12 protein-coding genes are annotated in these 14,619 nt (G+C 72.3%); 5 read left to right on the top strand and 7 right to left on the bottom strand.

From position 1 onward, the window contains the following. Positions 1-36: 36 nt before the first annotated feature. Positions 37-1,413, bottom strand: a complete 1,377-nt coding sequence (locus PV410_RS13355; RefSeq protein ID WP_500324323.1) for an MFS transporter — start codon at positions 1,411-1,413, stop codon at positions 37-39. A 257-nt stretch (positions 1,414-1,670) separates the two neighbouring features. On the opposite strand from PV410_RS13355, the gene PV410_RS13350 reads away from it, so the two are divergent. Continuing rightward, on the top strand, positions 1,671-3,890 hold the full coding sequence (locus PV410_RS13350; protein WP_500324322.1) for an NADP-dependent isocitrate dehydrogenase: 2,220 nt from the start codon (positions 1,671-1,673) through the stop codon (positions 3,888-3,890). Positions 3,891-3,974: 84 nt separating this feature from the next. Here PV410_RS13350 and PV410_RS13345 read toward each other — a convergent pair whose 3' ends face one another. Then, complete coding sequence (locus tag PV410_RS13345) at positions 3,975-4,703, bottom strand: SRPBCC family protein (RefSeq protein ID WP_500324321.1); 729 nt, start codon at positions 4,701-4,703, stop codon at positions 3,975-3,977. Between the two features lie 124 nt (positions 4,704-4,827). Further along, a complete protein-coding gene (locus PV410_RS13340) occupies positions 4,828-5,493 on the bottom strand; it encodes an ArsR/SmtB family transcription factor (protein WP_500324320.1) in 666 nt (221 codons plus the stop codon). A gap of 300 nt (positions 5,494-5,793) precedes the next feature. Between PV410_RS13340 and PV410_RS13335 the strand changes: the two genes are divergently transcribed. From PV410_RS13335 to PV410_RS13320, 4 genes are all read left to right on the top strand, one after another. Next, on the top strand, positions 5,794-6,636 hold the full coding sequence (locus tag PV410_RS13335) for a nitrilase-related carbon-nitrogen hydrolase (RefSeq protein ID WP_500324319.1): 843 nt from the start codon (positions 5,794-5,796) through the stop codon (positions 6,634-6,636). 17 nt (positions 6,637-6,653) lie between these two features. After that, the gene (gene hydA / locus PV410_RS13330) at positions 6,654-8,054 is read left to right on the top strand and encodes a dihydropyrimidinase (protein ID WP_500324318.1); all 1,401 of its coding nucleotides are present in this window, start codon (positions 6,654-6,656) and stop codon (positions 8,052-8,054) included. A 20-nt stretch (positions 8,055-8,074) separates the two neighbouring features. Beyond that, positions 8,075-9,097, top strand: coding sequence for a TIGR03842 family LLM class F420-dependent oxidoreductase (locus tag PV410_RS13325; RefSeq protein ID WP_500324317.1), 1,023 nt, complete (start codon positions 8,075-8,077; stop codon positions 9,095-9,097). A gap of 69 nt (positions 9,098-9,166) precedes the next feature. Then, a complete protein-coding gene (locus PV410_RS13320; RefSeq protein ID WP_500324316.1) occupies positions 9,167-10,699 on the top strand; it encodes an NCS1 family nucleobase:cation symporter-1 in 1,533 nt (510 codons plus the stop codon). Between the two features lie 37 nt (positions 10,700-10,736). Here the strand turns inward: PV410_RS13320 and PV410_RS13315 are convergent, their stop codons facing one another. The 4 genes from PV410_RS13315 to PV410_RS13300 form a co-directional block, all read right to left on the bottom strand. Continuing rightward, positions 10,737-12,380, bottom strand: coding sequence for a PucR family transcriptional regulator (locus PV410_RS13315; protein ID WP_500324315.1), 1,644 nt, complete (start codon positions 12,378-12,380; stop codon positions 10,737-10,739). Between the two features lie 82 nt (positions 12,381-12,462). Next, positions 12,463-13,317 (bottom strand): amidohydrolase family protein, encoded by an 855-nt coding sequence (locus PV410_RS13310; RefSeq protein WP_500324314.1) that lies wholly within the window; start codon positions 13,315-13,317, stop codon positions 12,463-12,465. After that, complete coding sequence (locus tag PV410_RS13305) at positions 13,314-13,625, bottom strand: L-rhamnose mutarotase (RefSeq protein ID WP_500324313.1); 312 nt, start codon at positions 13,623-13,625, stop codon at positions 13,314-13,316. Before PV410_RS13305 ends, PV410_RS13310 begins: the two co-directional genes overlap by 4 nt. Further along, on the bottom strand, positions 13,622-14,614 hold the full coding sequence (locus tag PV410_RS13300) for an aldo/keto reductase (protein WP_500324312.1): 993 nt from the start codon (positions 14,612-14,614) through the stop codon (positions 13,622-13,624). The genes PV410_RS13305 and PV410_RS13300 overlap by 4 nt, the downstream gene beginning before the upstream one ends. Between the last annotated feature and the right edge of the window lie 5 nt (positions 14,615-14,619).

Below are 14,619 nucleotides of genomic sequence, written 5' to 3'. Positions count from 1 at the left end.
CCACGTACCGGGGGTGCGGAACGTGTCCGCACGGGGTCAGCCCGCGTGGGCCGACCGGGCCAGCGGGGCGTCCTCCGCGGTCCCGGACTCGACGGCGTCGAGGTCCCGGCCGCGCGTCTCCTTGGCCACCCCGACCGCGACCAGCGTGAGCAGCGCGGCGGCGATGACGTACAGCGAGATGGGGACCGAGCTGTCGTAGGACGCGAGCAGCGCGGTCGCGATGAGCGGAGCCGGGGCGCCCGCGGCCACGGAGGCGAACTGGGCGCCGATCGAGGCCCCGGAGTAGCGCATGCGGGTCGCGAACATCTCGGAGAAGAAGGCCGCCTGCGGCGCGTACATGGCGCCGTGCAGCACCAGGCCGCCCGTGACGGCCAGCAGCAGGGCCGGGAAGCTCTTCGTGTCGATCAGCGCGAAGAAGGGGAAGGCCCACAGGCCCACGCCCGCCGCGCCCAGCAGGTACACCGGCCTGCGCCCGACGCGGTCGGAGAGCGCGCCCCAGGCCGGGATGACGGCGAAGTGCACCGCGGAGCCGATGAGCACGGCGTTCAGCGCGGTCTGCTTGCCTAGGGCCGCGTGCTCGACGGCGTAGACGAGGACGAAGGCGGTCATGACGTAGTAGCTGATGTTCTCCGCCATGCGGGCACCCATCGCCACCAGGACGTCCCGCCAGTGGTCGCGCAGGACCGACACCAGCGGCAGCCGCTCGATCGTGGACTCCTCCGTCTTGCGGGCCTCCGCCCTGGCCAGCGCCGCCTTGAACACCGGGGACTCGTCCACCGACAGCCGGATCCACAGCCCCACCATCACGAGCACGCCCGAGAGCAGGAACGGGATGCGCCAGCCCCACGAGGTGAACGCGGCGTCCGAGAGCAGCGCGGTCAGCGCCGACAGCACACCGGTGGCGAGCAGCTGCCCGGCCGGCGCGCCCGTCTGCGGCCACGAGGCCCAGAACCCGCGCCGCTTCGCGTCGCCGTGCTCGGAGACCAGCAGCACCGCGCCGCCCCACTCGCCGCCGAGCGCGAAGCCCTGCACGAGGCGGAGCATGGTGAGCAGCACCGGAGCGGCGACGCCGATCGTGGAGAACGTCGGCAGCAGGCCGATGCAGAAGGTCGCGCCGCCCATGAGCAGCAGGCTCAGCACGAGCAGCCGCTTGCGGCCGAGGCGGTCCCCGAAGTGGCCGAAGACGAGGGCGCCCACCGGGCGGGCGGCGAAGCCGACGGCGTACGTGAGGAACGACAGCAGCGTGCCGACCAGGGGTTCCTCGTTGGGGAAGAACAGCTTGTTGAAGACCAGCGCGGCGGCGGAGCCGTAGAGGAAGAAGTCGTACCACTCGATGGTGGTGCCGATGAGGCTCGCCGCGACGATTCTGCGGAGCGAGCCGGGTGCGGTGGGCGCGGGTGCCGGGGTTGCCATGGTCACCACTTCCGGGCGGGGGACGGGGACGTTTCCGATGTCGCCACACCGTAGAAACGGCCACGTCACGCTCCCATGTGGTGGAACACCACAGTTATGCCGCCGGGTATGCGGGCGGGCACCATGAGCGTCCCGCTCGGGGTACCCGGCGTGGCCGGGCGGTGGTGCCCGGGCGCCGGGAGGGTCCATTCGAGTGGCGGCCGCTCACGAGATATCTTGATGTCGAGCAATGTTGCAGACGTGGAGCGGAGCACCCGGTGACTGACTCGACCATCATCTATACGCACACCGACGAGGCGCCGGCGCTGGCGACGTACTCGTTCCTGCCCGTGATCCAGGCGTACGCCTCCACGGCCGGAGTCGCCGTGGAGACCCGTGACATCTCCCTGGCCGGGCGCATCATCGCGAGCTTCCCCGAGTACCTGGAGGAGGGCCAGCGCATCGCCGACGCCCTCGCCGAGCTCGGCGAGCTCGCCAAGACCCCGGCGGCGAACATCATCAAGCTGCCGAACGTCTCGGCCTCGATCCCGCAGCTGAAGGCCGCGGTCGCCGAGCTGCAGGCGCAGGGCTACGCGCTGCCGGACTACCCGGACGACCCGAAGTCCGACGAGGACAAGGACGTGCGCGCCCGCTACGACAAGATCAAGGGCAGCGCCGTCAATCCCGTCCTGCGCGAGGGCAACTCCGACCGCCGCGCCCCCGCGTCGGTCAAGAACTACGCCAAGGCGCACCCGCACCGCATGGGCGCGTGGTCGGCCGACTCGAAGACGAACGTCGCGCACATGACCGCCGACGACTTCCGTTCCACGGAGAAGTCCGCCGTCATCGCCGAGGACGGCGCGCTGCGCATCGAGCTGGTCGGTGACGACGGCACGACCACCGTGCTGCGCGAGTCGGTGCCGGTGCTCGCGGGCGAGGTCGTGGACGCCTCCGTCATGCGCGTCGCCGTGCTGCGCGAGTTCCTCGGCGAGCAGGTCGCGCGCGCCAAGGCCGAGGACGTGCTGTTCTCGGTGCACCTGAAGGCCACGATGATGAAGGTCTCCGACCCGATCGTCTTCGGCCACGTGGTCCGCGCCTTCTTCCCCAAGACCTTCGCCCAGTACGGCGAGACCTTCGCGGCGGCCGGCCTCACCCCCAACGACGGCCTCGGCGGCATCCTCAAGGGCGTCGAGTCCCTTGCCGACGGCGCGGCGATCAAGGCCTCCTTCGAGGCCGAGCTGGCCGAGGGCCCGGCCCTGGCCATGGTCGACTCCGACCGCGGCATCACCAACCTGCACGTCCCGAGCGACGTCATCGTCGACGCCTCCATGCCGGCCATGATCCGCACCTCCGGCCACATGTGGGGCCCGGACGGCCAGGAGGCCGACACCCTCGCGGTGCTCCCGGACAGCAGCTACGCCGGCATCTACCAGGCCGTCATCGACGACTGCCGCGCGAACGGCGCCTTCGACCCGGCCACGATGGGCTCGGTGCCCAACGTCGGCCTCATGGCGCAGAAGGCCGAGGAGTACGGCAGCCACGACAAGACCTTCGAGATCCAGCACACCGGCACCGTCCGCCTGGTCGACCAGGCCGGGAACGTCGTGCTGGAGCAGGCCGTCTCCGCCGGCGACATCTTCCGCGCCTGCCAGACCAAGGACGCGCCGATCAAGGACTGGGTCAAGCTCGCCGTCACCCGCGCCCGCGCGACCGGCGACCCGGCGGTGTTCTGGCTGGACGAGGAGCGCGCCCATGACGCGAACCTCATCGCCAAGGTGAAGCAGTACCTGACGGAGCACGACACCGAGGGCCTGCAGATCGAGATCAAGTCCCCGGTCGAGGCGATCAAGTTCTCCCTCGACCGCATCCGTCGCGGCGAGGACACGATCTCCGTCACCGGCAACGTGCTGCGCGACTACCTGACCGACCTCTTCCCGATCCTGGAGCTGGGCACCAGCGCCAAGATGCTGTCGGTCGTGCCGCTGATGAACGGCGGCGGCCTCTTCGAGACCGGCGCCGGCGGCTCCGCGCCCAAGCACGTCCAGCAGCTGGTCAAGGAGAACTACCTGCGCTGGGACAGCCTCGGCGAGTTCCTCGCGCTCGCGGTCAGCTTCGAGCACCTGGCGACCACCACGGGCAACGCCCGCGCCCAGGTCCTGGCCGACACCCTCGACCGCGCCACGGGCACCTTCCTCAACGAGGACAAGTCGCCCAGCCGCCGGCTCGGCGGCATCGACAACCGCGGCAGCCACTTCTACCTGGCGATGTACTGGGCCCAGGAGCTGGCCGGGCAGTCGGACGACGCCGAGCTGGCCAAGGCCTTCGGCCCGCTTGCCCAGACGCTGACCGAGAAGGAGCAGGTGATCGTCGACGAGCTGATCGCCGTGCAGGGCTCCCCGGCCGAGATCGGCGGCTACTACCAGCCCGACCCGGCCAAGGCCGCGGCCGTCATGCGTCCGTCTGCGACCTTCAACGAGGCGCTGGCGACCCTCGCCTGACGCGACCGGCAGTACGACGCGAACCGCCCCGGCTGGTGATCCAGCCGGGGCGGTCCCGTGCACGGGGCGCGGTGGGGCGCGCGGTTACGCGAAGACGCCGTCCAGCCACGCCTGCCAGCGCTGCCCGGCCCGCTCGCCGTCGGCGCCGGGGGCGAAGTCGTGCACGCTCACGCCGACCGGGGCGCCGAAGTGGTTGCGGCCGAAGACCCGGTACATCGCGTCGCCGGTCCGCAGGCCGACGAAGTACCGGTCGCGGTAGTCGACCACGGCCTCCACCGGCCCGGCGCCGGGCAGTTCGACACGCACCACGGCACCCTCGGCCGCGTCGTCCGGCACGCCGAGGGCGCGGCTGACGACCTCGAGGGCGTCGGGCGAGGTGGACGCGGCGGGGCCGTTCACCGTGGCGAAGGCGGCCGGCCGCCCGCTGAAGTGGGTCAGGTACTGGCGCAGGGTGTGCAGGTAGAAGTCGGTGTGCTTGCTCGCGCCGTCGTACTGGTTGTCCCAGTCGTCGACGAAGACGCCGCTGTGCACGTAGCGCACCCAGGCACCGCCGCCCTCGCGCTCCTCGATGACGTGCTCGAGCTGGTTGAAGAACTGGTTGTCGACGCCCTCCGGGCTCTCCGACCGGGCGATCAGGTGGTGCGGGGGGTCCCAGGCGGTGAGGGTGCCGCCGAAGGGCGCGGCGCCGCCTTTGCGCGGCTCGAACTCCTGGGGCCACAGCCAGCCGGCGGAGCCGGTGGTGACGGCCTCCCAGACCTCCTCCGGGCTCGCCTCGGTCTCGAACTCGCGGACGATCTCGAATTCCTTGGACATGGTGCTTCTCGCTCCTCGGGGGACGGGCCCGGACGCCCGGACGACGTGGTGGGTGGTGGGGTGGTGGTGGGGGTGGTGTTCGGCGGGTGGGGTGCGGTGCCGGCCGCGACGGGTCACGGGCCGCTCACGGGGACTCCTCGACGGCGGCCGGCGTGGCCCGCCCGACGGCCGGTGCGGCCTCCCCGGACGGCCCTGGCGTGGGGCCTGGGTCTTTGACGGTGGGGTGGAGCGCGACCACGATGCGGTGCTCGCGACCGCCCTCGCCGTCCGCGTCGTGGTACTTGGCGATCAGCGCGCTCACCCCGCGGGTCAGCTCCTCCACGAACGCGGCCCGGTCGGCGGCGGAGGCGAAGCGCACCTCCCCGTCGAGGGCGTACGTCGCGAGCGGCTTGCGGGCCCTGGCCGCACCGGTGATCAGGGTGCCGACGTCGCGGACGAGCCGGGCGGCGACGGCCAGCAGCCAGCGCGCGGACAGCTGGTCGCGGAAACGCCCGGGGTCCGGCTGGACGGCGGCCAGCGCGAGCGGGGAGATCACGTACGAGGCCGCGGTGGCCCGCATCAGCCGCTCGGTGACGTTGCCCTTCCGGCGTTCGCCGGCCAGCTCGACCAGGCCGTGCGCCTCCAGCGTCCGCAGGTGGTAGTTCACCTTCTGCCGCGGCAGCCCGACCCGGGCGGCGAGCATGGCCGCCGACGCGGGCCCCTCCGCCAGCTCGGCGAGGAGGCGGGCCCGTACGGGGTCCAGCGTGGCGGCGGCGGCCGCCGAGTCCTCGATCACGCTCACGTCCAACATGGCTCCACCGTCTCACCGAAAAGTTTTTTTGTCCAGCTCACATTTCTTGTCGGTGAGCCGGGGACACCCGCCGGTAATGCCGGGGCCCCGGACGAAACACCGATTTCACCTGCCGCGCGAACGGACCTGACACCGCCGTGGGCCGTGTCCGCGCAGGTGACGCGGCGGAACGCCGGGGGCCCCAGCGCGTTACAGCGTGGTACTGCACCCCGCACCCCAGGGCTCCTAATGTCAGCCGTCAAGCGGCCCGGAGTTCACCTTCGCGGCCCGCTCATTGCCGCGACGTCGGAGGGAAGACCGATGAGTCGAGTAGTGCGCGCCGCGCTCGTCCAGACGAAGTGGACCGGCGACAAGGAATCGATGACCGACCTGCACGAGCGGTACGCCCGCGAGGCGGCCGCCCAGGGGGCGCAGGTCATCGGCTTCCAGGAGGTGTTCAACGCCCCGTACTTCTGCCAGGTGCAGGAGCCCGAGCACTACCGGTGGGCGGAACCGGTGCCGGACGGCCCGACGATCGTGCGGATGCAGGCGCTCGCCAAGGAGCTCCGCATGGTGATGGTGGTGCCGGTCTACGAGGTCGAGCAGGCGGGCTTCTACTACAACACCGCCGCCGTGATCGACGCCGACGGCAGCTACCTGGGCAAGTACCGCAAGCACCACATCCCGCAGGTCAAGGGCTTCTGGGAGAAGTACTACTTCAAGCCCGGCAACCTGGGCTGGCCGGTCTTCGACACGGCCGTCGGCAAGGTCGGCGTCTACATCTGCTACGACCGCCACTTCCCCGAGGGCTGGCGGGCACTGGGCCTCGCCGGTGCCGAACTGGTCTACAACCCCTCCGCCACCTCGCGCGGGCTGTCCGCCTACCTGTGGCAGCTGGAGCAGCCGGCCGCGGCCGTCGCCAACGAGTACTTCGTCGCCGCCATCAACCGGGTCGGCCAGGAGGAGTACGGCGACAACGACTTCTACGGCACGTCCTACTTCGTCGACCCGCGCGGTCAGTTCGTGGGCGACGTCGCCTCCGACAAGGAGGAGGAACTTCTCGTGCGCGACCTGGACTTCGGGAAGATCGAGGAGGTCCGTCAGCAGTGGGCCTTCTACCGGGACCGCCGCCCCGACGCCTACGGCCCGCTGACCGAGGCCTGAGGGGAGGGAGGGAACCGGTGAGCCGAACCCTGATCCGCGGCGGACTGGTCGTCACCGCCGCAGAGGAGGTCCACGCCGACGTCCTCGTCGAGGACGAGAAGATCGTCGCCCTCGCCACCACCGGCAGCACGGTCGCCGAGGGCTGGACGGCCGGCACCGTGATCGACGCGACCGGGACGTACGTCGTCCCGGGCGGTGTCGACGCGCACACCCACATGGAGCTGCCCTTCGGCGGCACCTTCGCCTCGGACACCTTCGAGACCGGCACCCGGGCCGCCGCCTGGGGCGGTACGACGACGATCGTGGACTTCGCCGTCCAGTCGGTGGGCGAGTCGCTGCGTGCCGGACTCGACGCCTGGCACGCCAAGGCCGAGGGCAACTGCGCCGTCGACTACGCGTTCCACATGATCGTGTCGGACGTGAACGAGGACAGCCTCAAGGAGATGGACCTCCTCGTCGACGAAGGGGTCACCTCCTTCAAGCTGTTCATGGCCTACCCCGGTGTCTTCTACAGCGACGACGGCAAGATCCTGCGGGCCATGCAGCGCGGTGCCGACAACGGCGGCCTGATCATGATGCACGCGGAGAACGGCATCGCCATCGACGTGCTCGTCGAGCAGGCGCTGGCCGCGGGCAAGACCGACCCCCGCTACCACGGCGAGGTCCGGCGGGAGCTGCTGGAGGCCGAGGCGACCCACCGCGCCATCCGGCTGGCCGAGGTGGCCGGTGCGCCGCTCTACGTCGTCCACGTCTCGGCCCAGCAGGCGGTCGCGGAGCTGGCGACGGCGCGCGACCGCGGTCTCAACGTCTTCGCCGAGACGTGCCCGCAGTACCTGTTCCTGTCCACGGACAACCTGGCGGAGCCGGACTTCGAGGGCGCCAAGTACGTCTGCTCGACGCCGTTGCGCCCGAAGGAGCACCAGGCGGAGCTGTGGAAGGGTCTGCGGACCAACGACCTGCAGGTGGTGTCCACGGACCACTGCCCGTTCTGCTTCGTGGGGCAGAAGGAGCTGGGCCGGGGTGACTTCTCGAAGATCCCCAACGGTCTGCCGGGGGTGGAGAACCGGATGGACCTGCTCCATCAGGCGGTGGTGGACGGGCACATCAGCCGGCGCCGGTGGATCGAGATCGCCTGCGCGACCCCGGCGCGGATGTTCGGGCTGTACCCGCGCAAGGGGACCATCGCGCCGGGCGCGGACGCCGACATCGTCATCTACGACCCCGATGCGGAGCAGGTGATGTCCGCCTCCACCCACCACATGAACGTCGACTACTCGGCCTACGAGGGCAAGCACGTACGCGGCAAGGCCCGCACCGTGATGTCGCGCGGCACCGTCGTCGTCGACCGGGACCGCTACCTGGGCCGGGCCGGCCACGGCCGCTACCAGACCCGCGAGACCTGCCAGTACCTCGTCTAGCCACCCCAGGGAGCAGAGCTATGGATTTTGGTCTCGTCCTGCAGACGGACCCGCCCGCGTCGGGGGTCGTGGAGCTGATGCGGCGCGCCGAGCGCAACGGCTTCACCCACGGCTGGACCTTCGACTCCACGGTGCTGTGGCAGGAGCCGTTCGTCATCTACAGCCAGATCCTCGCGCGGACGGAGCGGATGGTCGTCGGCCCGATGGTCACCAATCCGGGCACCCGTACCTGGGAGGTGACCGCGTCCACCTTCGCCACGCTGAACGAGATGTTCGGCAACCGGACGATCTGCGGCATCGGCCGGGGCGACTCGGCGATGCGTGTGGCGGGCCGCAAGCCCAACACCCTCGCCCGCATCGAGGAGGCGATGCACGTCATCCGCGACCTCGCCGAGGGCCGCGAGGCCGACCTCGGCGGCGGGACGGTGGTGAAGTTCCCGTGGGTGCGGCCCGGTGCGCAACTGCCGGTGTGGATGGCGGCGTACGGACCGAAGGCGCTGGCGATCGCCGGGGCGAAGGCGGACGGGTTCATCCTGCAGCTCGCCGACGTCTACCTGACCGAGTGGATGGTCAAGTCGGTCAGGGATGCCGCGGTCGCCGCCGGCCGGGACCCCTCGCAGGTCAAGGTCTGCGTGGCGGCCCCCGCCTACGTCACCGAGGACGACTCCCCGCAGGCGCTGGCCCACGCCCGCGAGCAGTGCCGCTGGTTCGGCGGCATGGTCGGCAACCACGTCGCCGACCTGGTGACCCGGTACGGCGAGGTGTCGAGCGCGGTCCCCCAGGAGCTCACGGATTACATCAAGGCCCGTGAGGGGTACGACTACTCGCACCACGGCCGCACCGGCAACCCCGACACCGCGTTCGTCCCCGACGAGATCGTCGACCGCTTCTGCCTCATCGGCACCGCCGAGCAGCACATCGAGAAGCTGCGCGCCCTGAAGGCCCTCGGTGTCGACCAGTTCGCCCTGTACGACATGCAGGACGCCAAGGAGTCCACCATCGACGTCTACGGCTCCACCGTCATCCCCGCGCTCCGCGGCTGATCCCGGGCCCGCCATCCCCCCGCACGGCACGTTCGATCCCCGTTCCCCGCCTCGAACGAAGGGGCTGCCATGACAGCCACCGCTCCACCCCCTGCCGGAAGAACCGGGGCCGACGGCCGCGTCGAGCTCCCGCCCGACGCCGTCCCGTCCGGCCCCTACGCCAACGAGGACCTGCTCCCCGTTCCGCTCGCCAAGCGGAAGTGGACCACGTACAACTTCACCGCGCTGTGGATCGGGATGGCGCACAACGTCGCCTCCTGGACCCTCGCCTCGGGCCTGGTCGCCCTCGGCATGGACTGGAAGCAGGCGGTGCTCACCATCGCCCTCGCCAACCTCATCGTGCTCGTGCCGATGCTGCTCACCGGCCACGCCGGTCCCAAGTACGGCATCCCGTTCCCGGTCTTCGCCCGCGCGTCGTTCGGGGTGCGCGGGGCCAACCTGCCCGCCCTGGTCCGGGCGGCGGTCGCCTGCGTGTGGTTCGGCATCCAGACCTGGATCGGCGGCTCCGGCATCTTCCTGCTCGCGGGGAAGCTCTTCGGCGACTCCTGGGCGACCGCCGGGACGATCGGCGGCTACCCGTGGACGCAGTGGCTCTCCTTCGTCGTCTTCTGGATCATCCAGGTCGCGATCATCGTGCGCGGCATGGAGATGGTGCGGCGGTTCGAGAACTGGGCGGCCCCCTTCGTCATCGTCGGCGCGATCGCGCTGCTGATCTGGATGAGCGTGAAGGCCGGCGGCTTCGGCCCGCTGCTCGACCAGCCCTCCGCCCTCGGCTGGGGCGGTGACTTCTGGAAGGTCTTCTTCCCCGCCCTCATGGGCATGATCGGCTTCTGGTCGACCCTCTCCCTCAACATCCCCGACTTCACCCGCTACGCCGCCGGCCAGCGCGCCCAGCTGTGGGGCCAGTCCCTCGGACTGCCCACCACGATGACGCTGTTCGCGCTGCTGTCGGTGCTGGTGACCTCCGGCTCGCAGGCGGTGTACGGCGAGCCGATCTGGGACCCGGTGGCGCTGGCCGCCAAGCTCGACAACTGGGCCGCGGTGCTCTTCGCGTTGATCACGGTCCTGGTGGCCACCCTGTCGGTGAACATAGCGGCCAACGTGGTCTCGCCCGCCTTCGACCTCTCCAACATCGCGCCGCGCAGGATCAGCTTCCGCACCGGTGCGCTGATCACCGCGGTCGTGGGCGTCGTCATCTTCCCCTGGAAGCTGCTGGCCAGCCCGCAGGCGTACATCTTCACCTGGCTCGGCACCGTCGGCGGTCTGCTCGGCACGGTGGCCGGCATCCTCATCGCCGACTACTGGATCCTGCGCCGCACCCGGCTGGAGCTGGCCGACCTGTACCGGACGGAGGGCCGCTACTGGTACGACGGCGGGTGGAACTGGCGGGCGCTGGCGGCGTTCGCGGTCGGCGGTGTCCTGGCCATCGGCGGCTCGCACTCCGGGCTCGACGCCAAGGGCGTCAAGCAGGGGCCGTTCCCCGTCGACGGGATGATCCCCTTCCTGAAGCCGCTCGCGGACTACGGGTGGGCCGTCGGCCTCGCCGCCTCCCTCCTCGTCTACCTCCTGCTCAGCCGTCTCGCGCCCGACCACAGGAGCTGACCCCGCCGGTTCGTACAGGGGCCCGGGTCCGGTCCGCTCAGCGGCCGGACCCGGGCCCCGCGGCGCGCTGCGCCTCGTGCGCGAGCAGCGCCACGTACAGCGAGGTGAGCTGCTCCCAGTCGTCCAGGTCGATGCCGAGCAGCGACTCGATGCTCTGCAGCCGCCGGTACAGGGCGGGCCGGCTGACGTGGTGCACCTGGGCGGCCGCCGACTTGTTGCGGCCCGTGGCCAGGTAGGTGCGCAGCACCTCCAGCAGCGCCGGGTTCCCCAGCAGGGGCCCCAGCTCCCGCCCGATGAAGGCCTGCAGCTCCGGCTCGTCGCGCAGCAGGCGGACCAGGCCGCGCAACCGCACGTCGCGCAGCCGGGCCACCGGTGCCCCGGGCGGGCCGGCGACCGCCGCGTCCGCCACGTGCACCGCCTCGACGAAGGAACGGCGGACCTCGTCCAGCTCCCGGCAGCCGAAACCCGCGCCGGCCACCGCGGTACGGTGCCGCCCGGCGAGCTCCTCGTGCACCCGCACCGCCACCTTGTGCACGGCGGCATCGGCGTCCTGACCGTACGGGATGCTCAGCAGGACCGCCGTGCCGGCGGAGCCGATCCGCGCCACCAGCCCGGCGACGCCGGGGTGTTCGGCCAGTACGTGCTCGATCAGCTCCGGCATGTCGTCCCGGCCCTCCGGCACCGCCCCGAGGGGGCGGACGACGACGGGCACGAAGGTGCGCCGGTTGACCGGGAGCCCCGCGGCGCGCACCCGGGTGACCAGCTGCTCGGGGCGGGCCGTGCCCGTCGCCAGGTCGTGCAGCAGCGACTCGGCGGCCTGGTCCTCCCAGCCCCGGTCCTGGTCACCGAGGAGGCGGTGCATGGCGAGCGCCTCGGAGGCACGGGCGCCCAGCACCCGGCCGAACTCCTCCGGGCCGTGGTAGCCGAAGAGCACCAGGCGCCCCCACTGCCGGCCCCGTGCCTCCAGCGGGGCGACGACCCAGCCGTCCGGGCCGACCGTCACCGCGCCGCTGCCGGCCAGTTCGGCGACCTGACCGGAGACCCGCTCCCAGTCGCGCAGCAGGTCGTTGAGCGAGCCCTTGTCCCCGGCCGAGGCCAGCACGCGCTGCGCGAGGTTGACGACGACGGCCGGGCAGCCGCTGTGCGCCGCTATCTCGTCCAGGACCTGCTGGAGGCTGGCGCCGGAGAGGTTGAGCGCGGTCAGCGAGGAGCGGACCCGGTCGGAGAGGTCGAGCGCGGCGAACCGGCCGTGCACCAGCCGCGCGTGCACCTCCTCGGTGAGCCGCGCGAACGGTGCCGGCCGGTGCAGCACGATCAGCGGCACCCCGCAGCGCTCGGCGGCCCGGCGCATCGGCTCGGGCGTGGTGCGGAACGCCCGGCCGAGGCCCAGGACGACCGCCGCGACGTCGGCGCGCTGCATCGACTCGACGTACTCGCGCTGCGCCCGCTCGTCGCCCGCCAGCAGCAGTCCGGTGGTCAGCACCATCTCCCCGCCGCTGAGCATGACCCCGACGTCCAGCGCCTCGGCCACGTGCAGCCAGCGCACCGCGCGGTGCAGATGGGCGGAACCGGCCACGACCTCCGGCACCCAGGGCGTCACGAGGTCGAGGTCGAGGACGTCGCGCACGGTGAGCCGCCCCGCCGCGCCCGCCGGGGGTGTGTCCGGTCTGCCGTCGCTCACGCGCCCACGCCCGTCCCTCGTGCTGCCAGGGGTGGGAGTCTAGTCACCCGCACCCCGCCCGGGGCCGGTCCGCGCGGGGGGATCAGAGGCCGTAGACGCGCCGGGCCGTGCCGGAGAAGACCTCCCGCCGCTCGCCGTCGTCCAGTCCGCCGGTCAGGGCGCGGGCGGCGTCGACCACCTCGGCGTAGGAGGCGGCGAGCCGGCACACCGGCCAGTCGGAGCCGAACATCAGGCGGCCGGGCCCGAAGGCGTCGAGGACGGTGGCGGCGTAGGGGGCGAGGTCGGCCGTGGTCCAGGTGTCCCAGTCGGCCTCGGTGACCATGCCGGAGAGCTTGCACACGGTGTTGGGCCGTGCGGCCAGCGACCGCAGGTCGTCGCTCCAGGGCCGCGTCCCGCCCTCGGAGATGGGCGGCTTGCCCAGGTGGTCGAGGACGAACACCAGCTCGGGCACGAGGCCGGCGGCGCGGGTCGCCGCCGGGAGCTGGCGGGCGAGCACCACCAGGTCGTAGACGAGCCCCGCGTCGGCCACCGCGCGCAGTCCGCGCAGCACGTCGGGACGGAGCAGCCACTCGGGGTCGGCTTCGCCCTGCACCTGGTGGCGGATCCCCACCAGGTGCTCGCCGCCCGGCAGTTCGCGCAGGGCCGCGAGCCGGTCCGCGACCGCGGGGTCCGTCAGGTCGGTCCAGCCGACCACCCCGGCCACCAGGTCGCTGCCCGCGGCCAGCGCCAGGAACTCCGGGGTCTCCGCGGCCACCGTGACGGTCTGGACGAGGACGGTCGCGGTGACCCCGGCGGCCTTCGCCTCCGGTTCCAGGTCGGCGAGGGAGAAGTCGCGGCGCAGCGGGGCCAGCCGCTCCCCGGTGATCCAGTCCTGGTCGCGCACCGACAGGTCCCACAGGTGGTGGTGCGCGTCGATGAATGCTTCCACCGCGGTCACAGCTGCCACACCACCGGCAGCGGCGCCCCGGCGCCCTCGGCGGAGTAGTCGTGGGCGACCTCCTGCAGCTCCGCCATCCGCGCCTGCCAGGCGATGTTGACGGGCAGCCGTTCCAGCGCGGCGAGCATCGCCGGGTAGTCGCCGACGTCCAGCAGGTGGAAGAGGTCGCCGCCGCTGCGCCAGATCGTCCACTCGCGCACGCCCGCGCCGCGGATGGCGGCGGTCAGCTCAGCGGGCACCTCTCGGTGCGCCGCCTCGTAGGCGGCGATCCGGTCCGCTCGCACCTTCGTGTGCAGGGCGACCCTCATGACACCTCCTCGTCCGGTACGGGTACGTCCGCGCGGAGCAGGCCCTCGGCGCGCAGGTCGGCCCACATCGGGGCCGGGAGCGGCAGCCGCAGCATCGCCGCGGTGTCCCGCGCCTCGTCGGCGGAGCGCAGCCCCACCAGCGTGCTCGCCACGGCGGGATGGGCCGCGGGGAAGCGCAGGGCGGCCGCGCGCAGCGGCACGCCGTGCCGGCCGGTCACCGACCGCAGGCGGCGGGCGCGGGCGAGCACGGGCCCGGGGGCGGGGGCGTAGTCGTACGTGGCGTCCTCGCCCGGGTCGATCAGCAGGCCCGAGTTGAAGGCGCCGCCCACGACCACGCTCGCGCCGCGGGCCGCGGCCAGCGGCAGCACCTCGGCCAGGCCCTCCTGCTCCAGCAGTGTGTAGCGGCCGGCCATCAGCACCACGTCGACGTCGGTGTCCCGCAGGAAGCGGGCGAGCATGGCGGTCTGGTTCATGCCCGCGCCGATCGCCCCGACCACGCCCTGCGCGCGCAGTTCCTCCAGCGCCGGGTACGCCTGGCCGAAGGCCTCCTCGGCGTGGTCGTCGGGGTCGTGGAGGTACACCACGTCGACGCGGTCCAGGCCGAGGCGCTCCAGACTCGCCTCGACGCAGCGCCGTACGCCGTCGGCGCTGAAGTCCCAGACGCGGCGCAGCCCGGCGGGCACGGCGAAGCCGTTCGCCAGGTCGTCCCCGCCCGGTCCGCCGGGCTCCAGCAGCCGCCCGACCTTGGTGGAGACGGTGTACTCGGCCCGCGGCCGGTCGCGCAGGGCGGCGCCGAGCCGGCGTTCGGACAGGCCGAGCCCGTAGTGGGGCGCGGTGTCGAAGTAGCGGACGCCTGCGTCCCAGGCGGCGTCCACGGCCGCGCGGGCGGCGTCGTCGGCGACCGGGGTGAAGAGGTTGCCGATCGGGGCGGCGCCGAAGCCCACCTCGGTGACGGCGACTTGGCTGCGGCCCAGGGTGGTGGTGCGCATCGCGG

This window comes from Streptomyces sp. PA03-5A (assembly GCF_033792725.1).
Lineage (GTDB): Bacteria > Actinomycetota > Actinomycetes > Streptomycetales > Streptomycetaceae > Actinacidiphila.
Note: the sequence above shows the minus strand (reverse complement) of the source record. Positions and strands in the feature narration are given on the sequence as shown.

What these genes read in the sequence shown, in the direction of transcription:
- PV410_RS13340 (WP_500324320.1), bottom strand. Translation starts at nt 5,493, where the DNA reads ATGTTGGACGTGAGCGTGATCGAGGACTCGGCGGCCGCCGCCGCCACG.
- PV410_RS13325 (WP_500324317.1), top strand. Translation starts at nt 8,075, where the DNA reads ATGGATTTTGGTCTCGTCCTGCAGACGGACCCGCCCGCGTCGGGGGTC.
- PV410_RS13335 (WP_500324319.1), top strand. Translation starts at nt 5,794, where the DNA reads ATGAGTCGAGTAGTGCGCGCCGCGCTCGTCCAGACGAAGTGGACCGGC.
- PV410_RS13305 (WP_500324313.1), bottom strand. Translation starts at nt 13,625, where the DNA reads ATGAGGGTCGCCCTGCACACGAAGGTGCGAGCGGACCGGATCGCCGCC.
- PV410_RS13345 (WP_500324321.1), bottom strand. Translation starts at nt 4,703, where the DNA reads ATGTCCAAGGAATTCGAGATCGTCCGCGAGTTCGAGACCGAGGCGAGC.
- PV410_RS13320 (WP_500324316.1), top strand. Translation starts at nt 9,167, where the DNA reads ATGACAGCCACCGCTCCACCCCCTGCCGGAAGAACCGGGGCCGACGGC.
- PV410_RS13300 (WP_500324312.1), bottom strand. Translation starts at nt 14,614, where the DNA reads ATGCGCACCACCACCCTGGGCCGCAGCCAAGTCGCCGTCACCGAGGTG.
- PV410_RS13355 (WP_500324323.1), bottom strand. Translation starts at nt 1,413, where the DNA reads ATGGCAACCCCGGCACCCGCGCCCACCGCACCCGGCTCGCTCCGCAGA.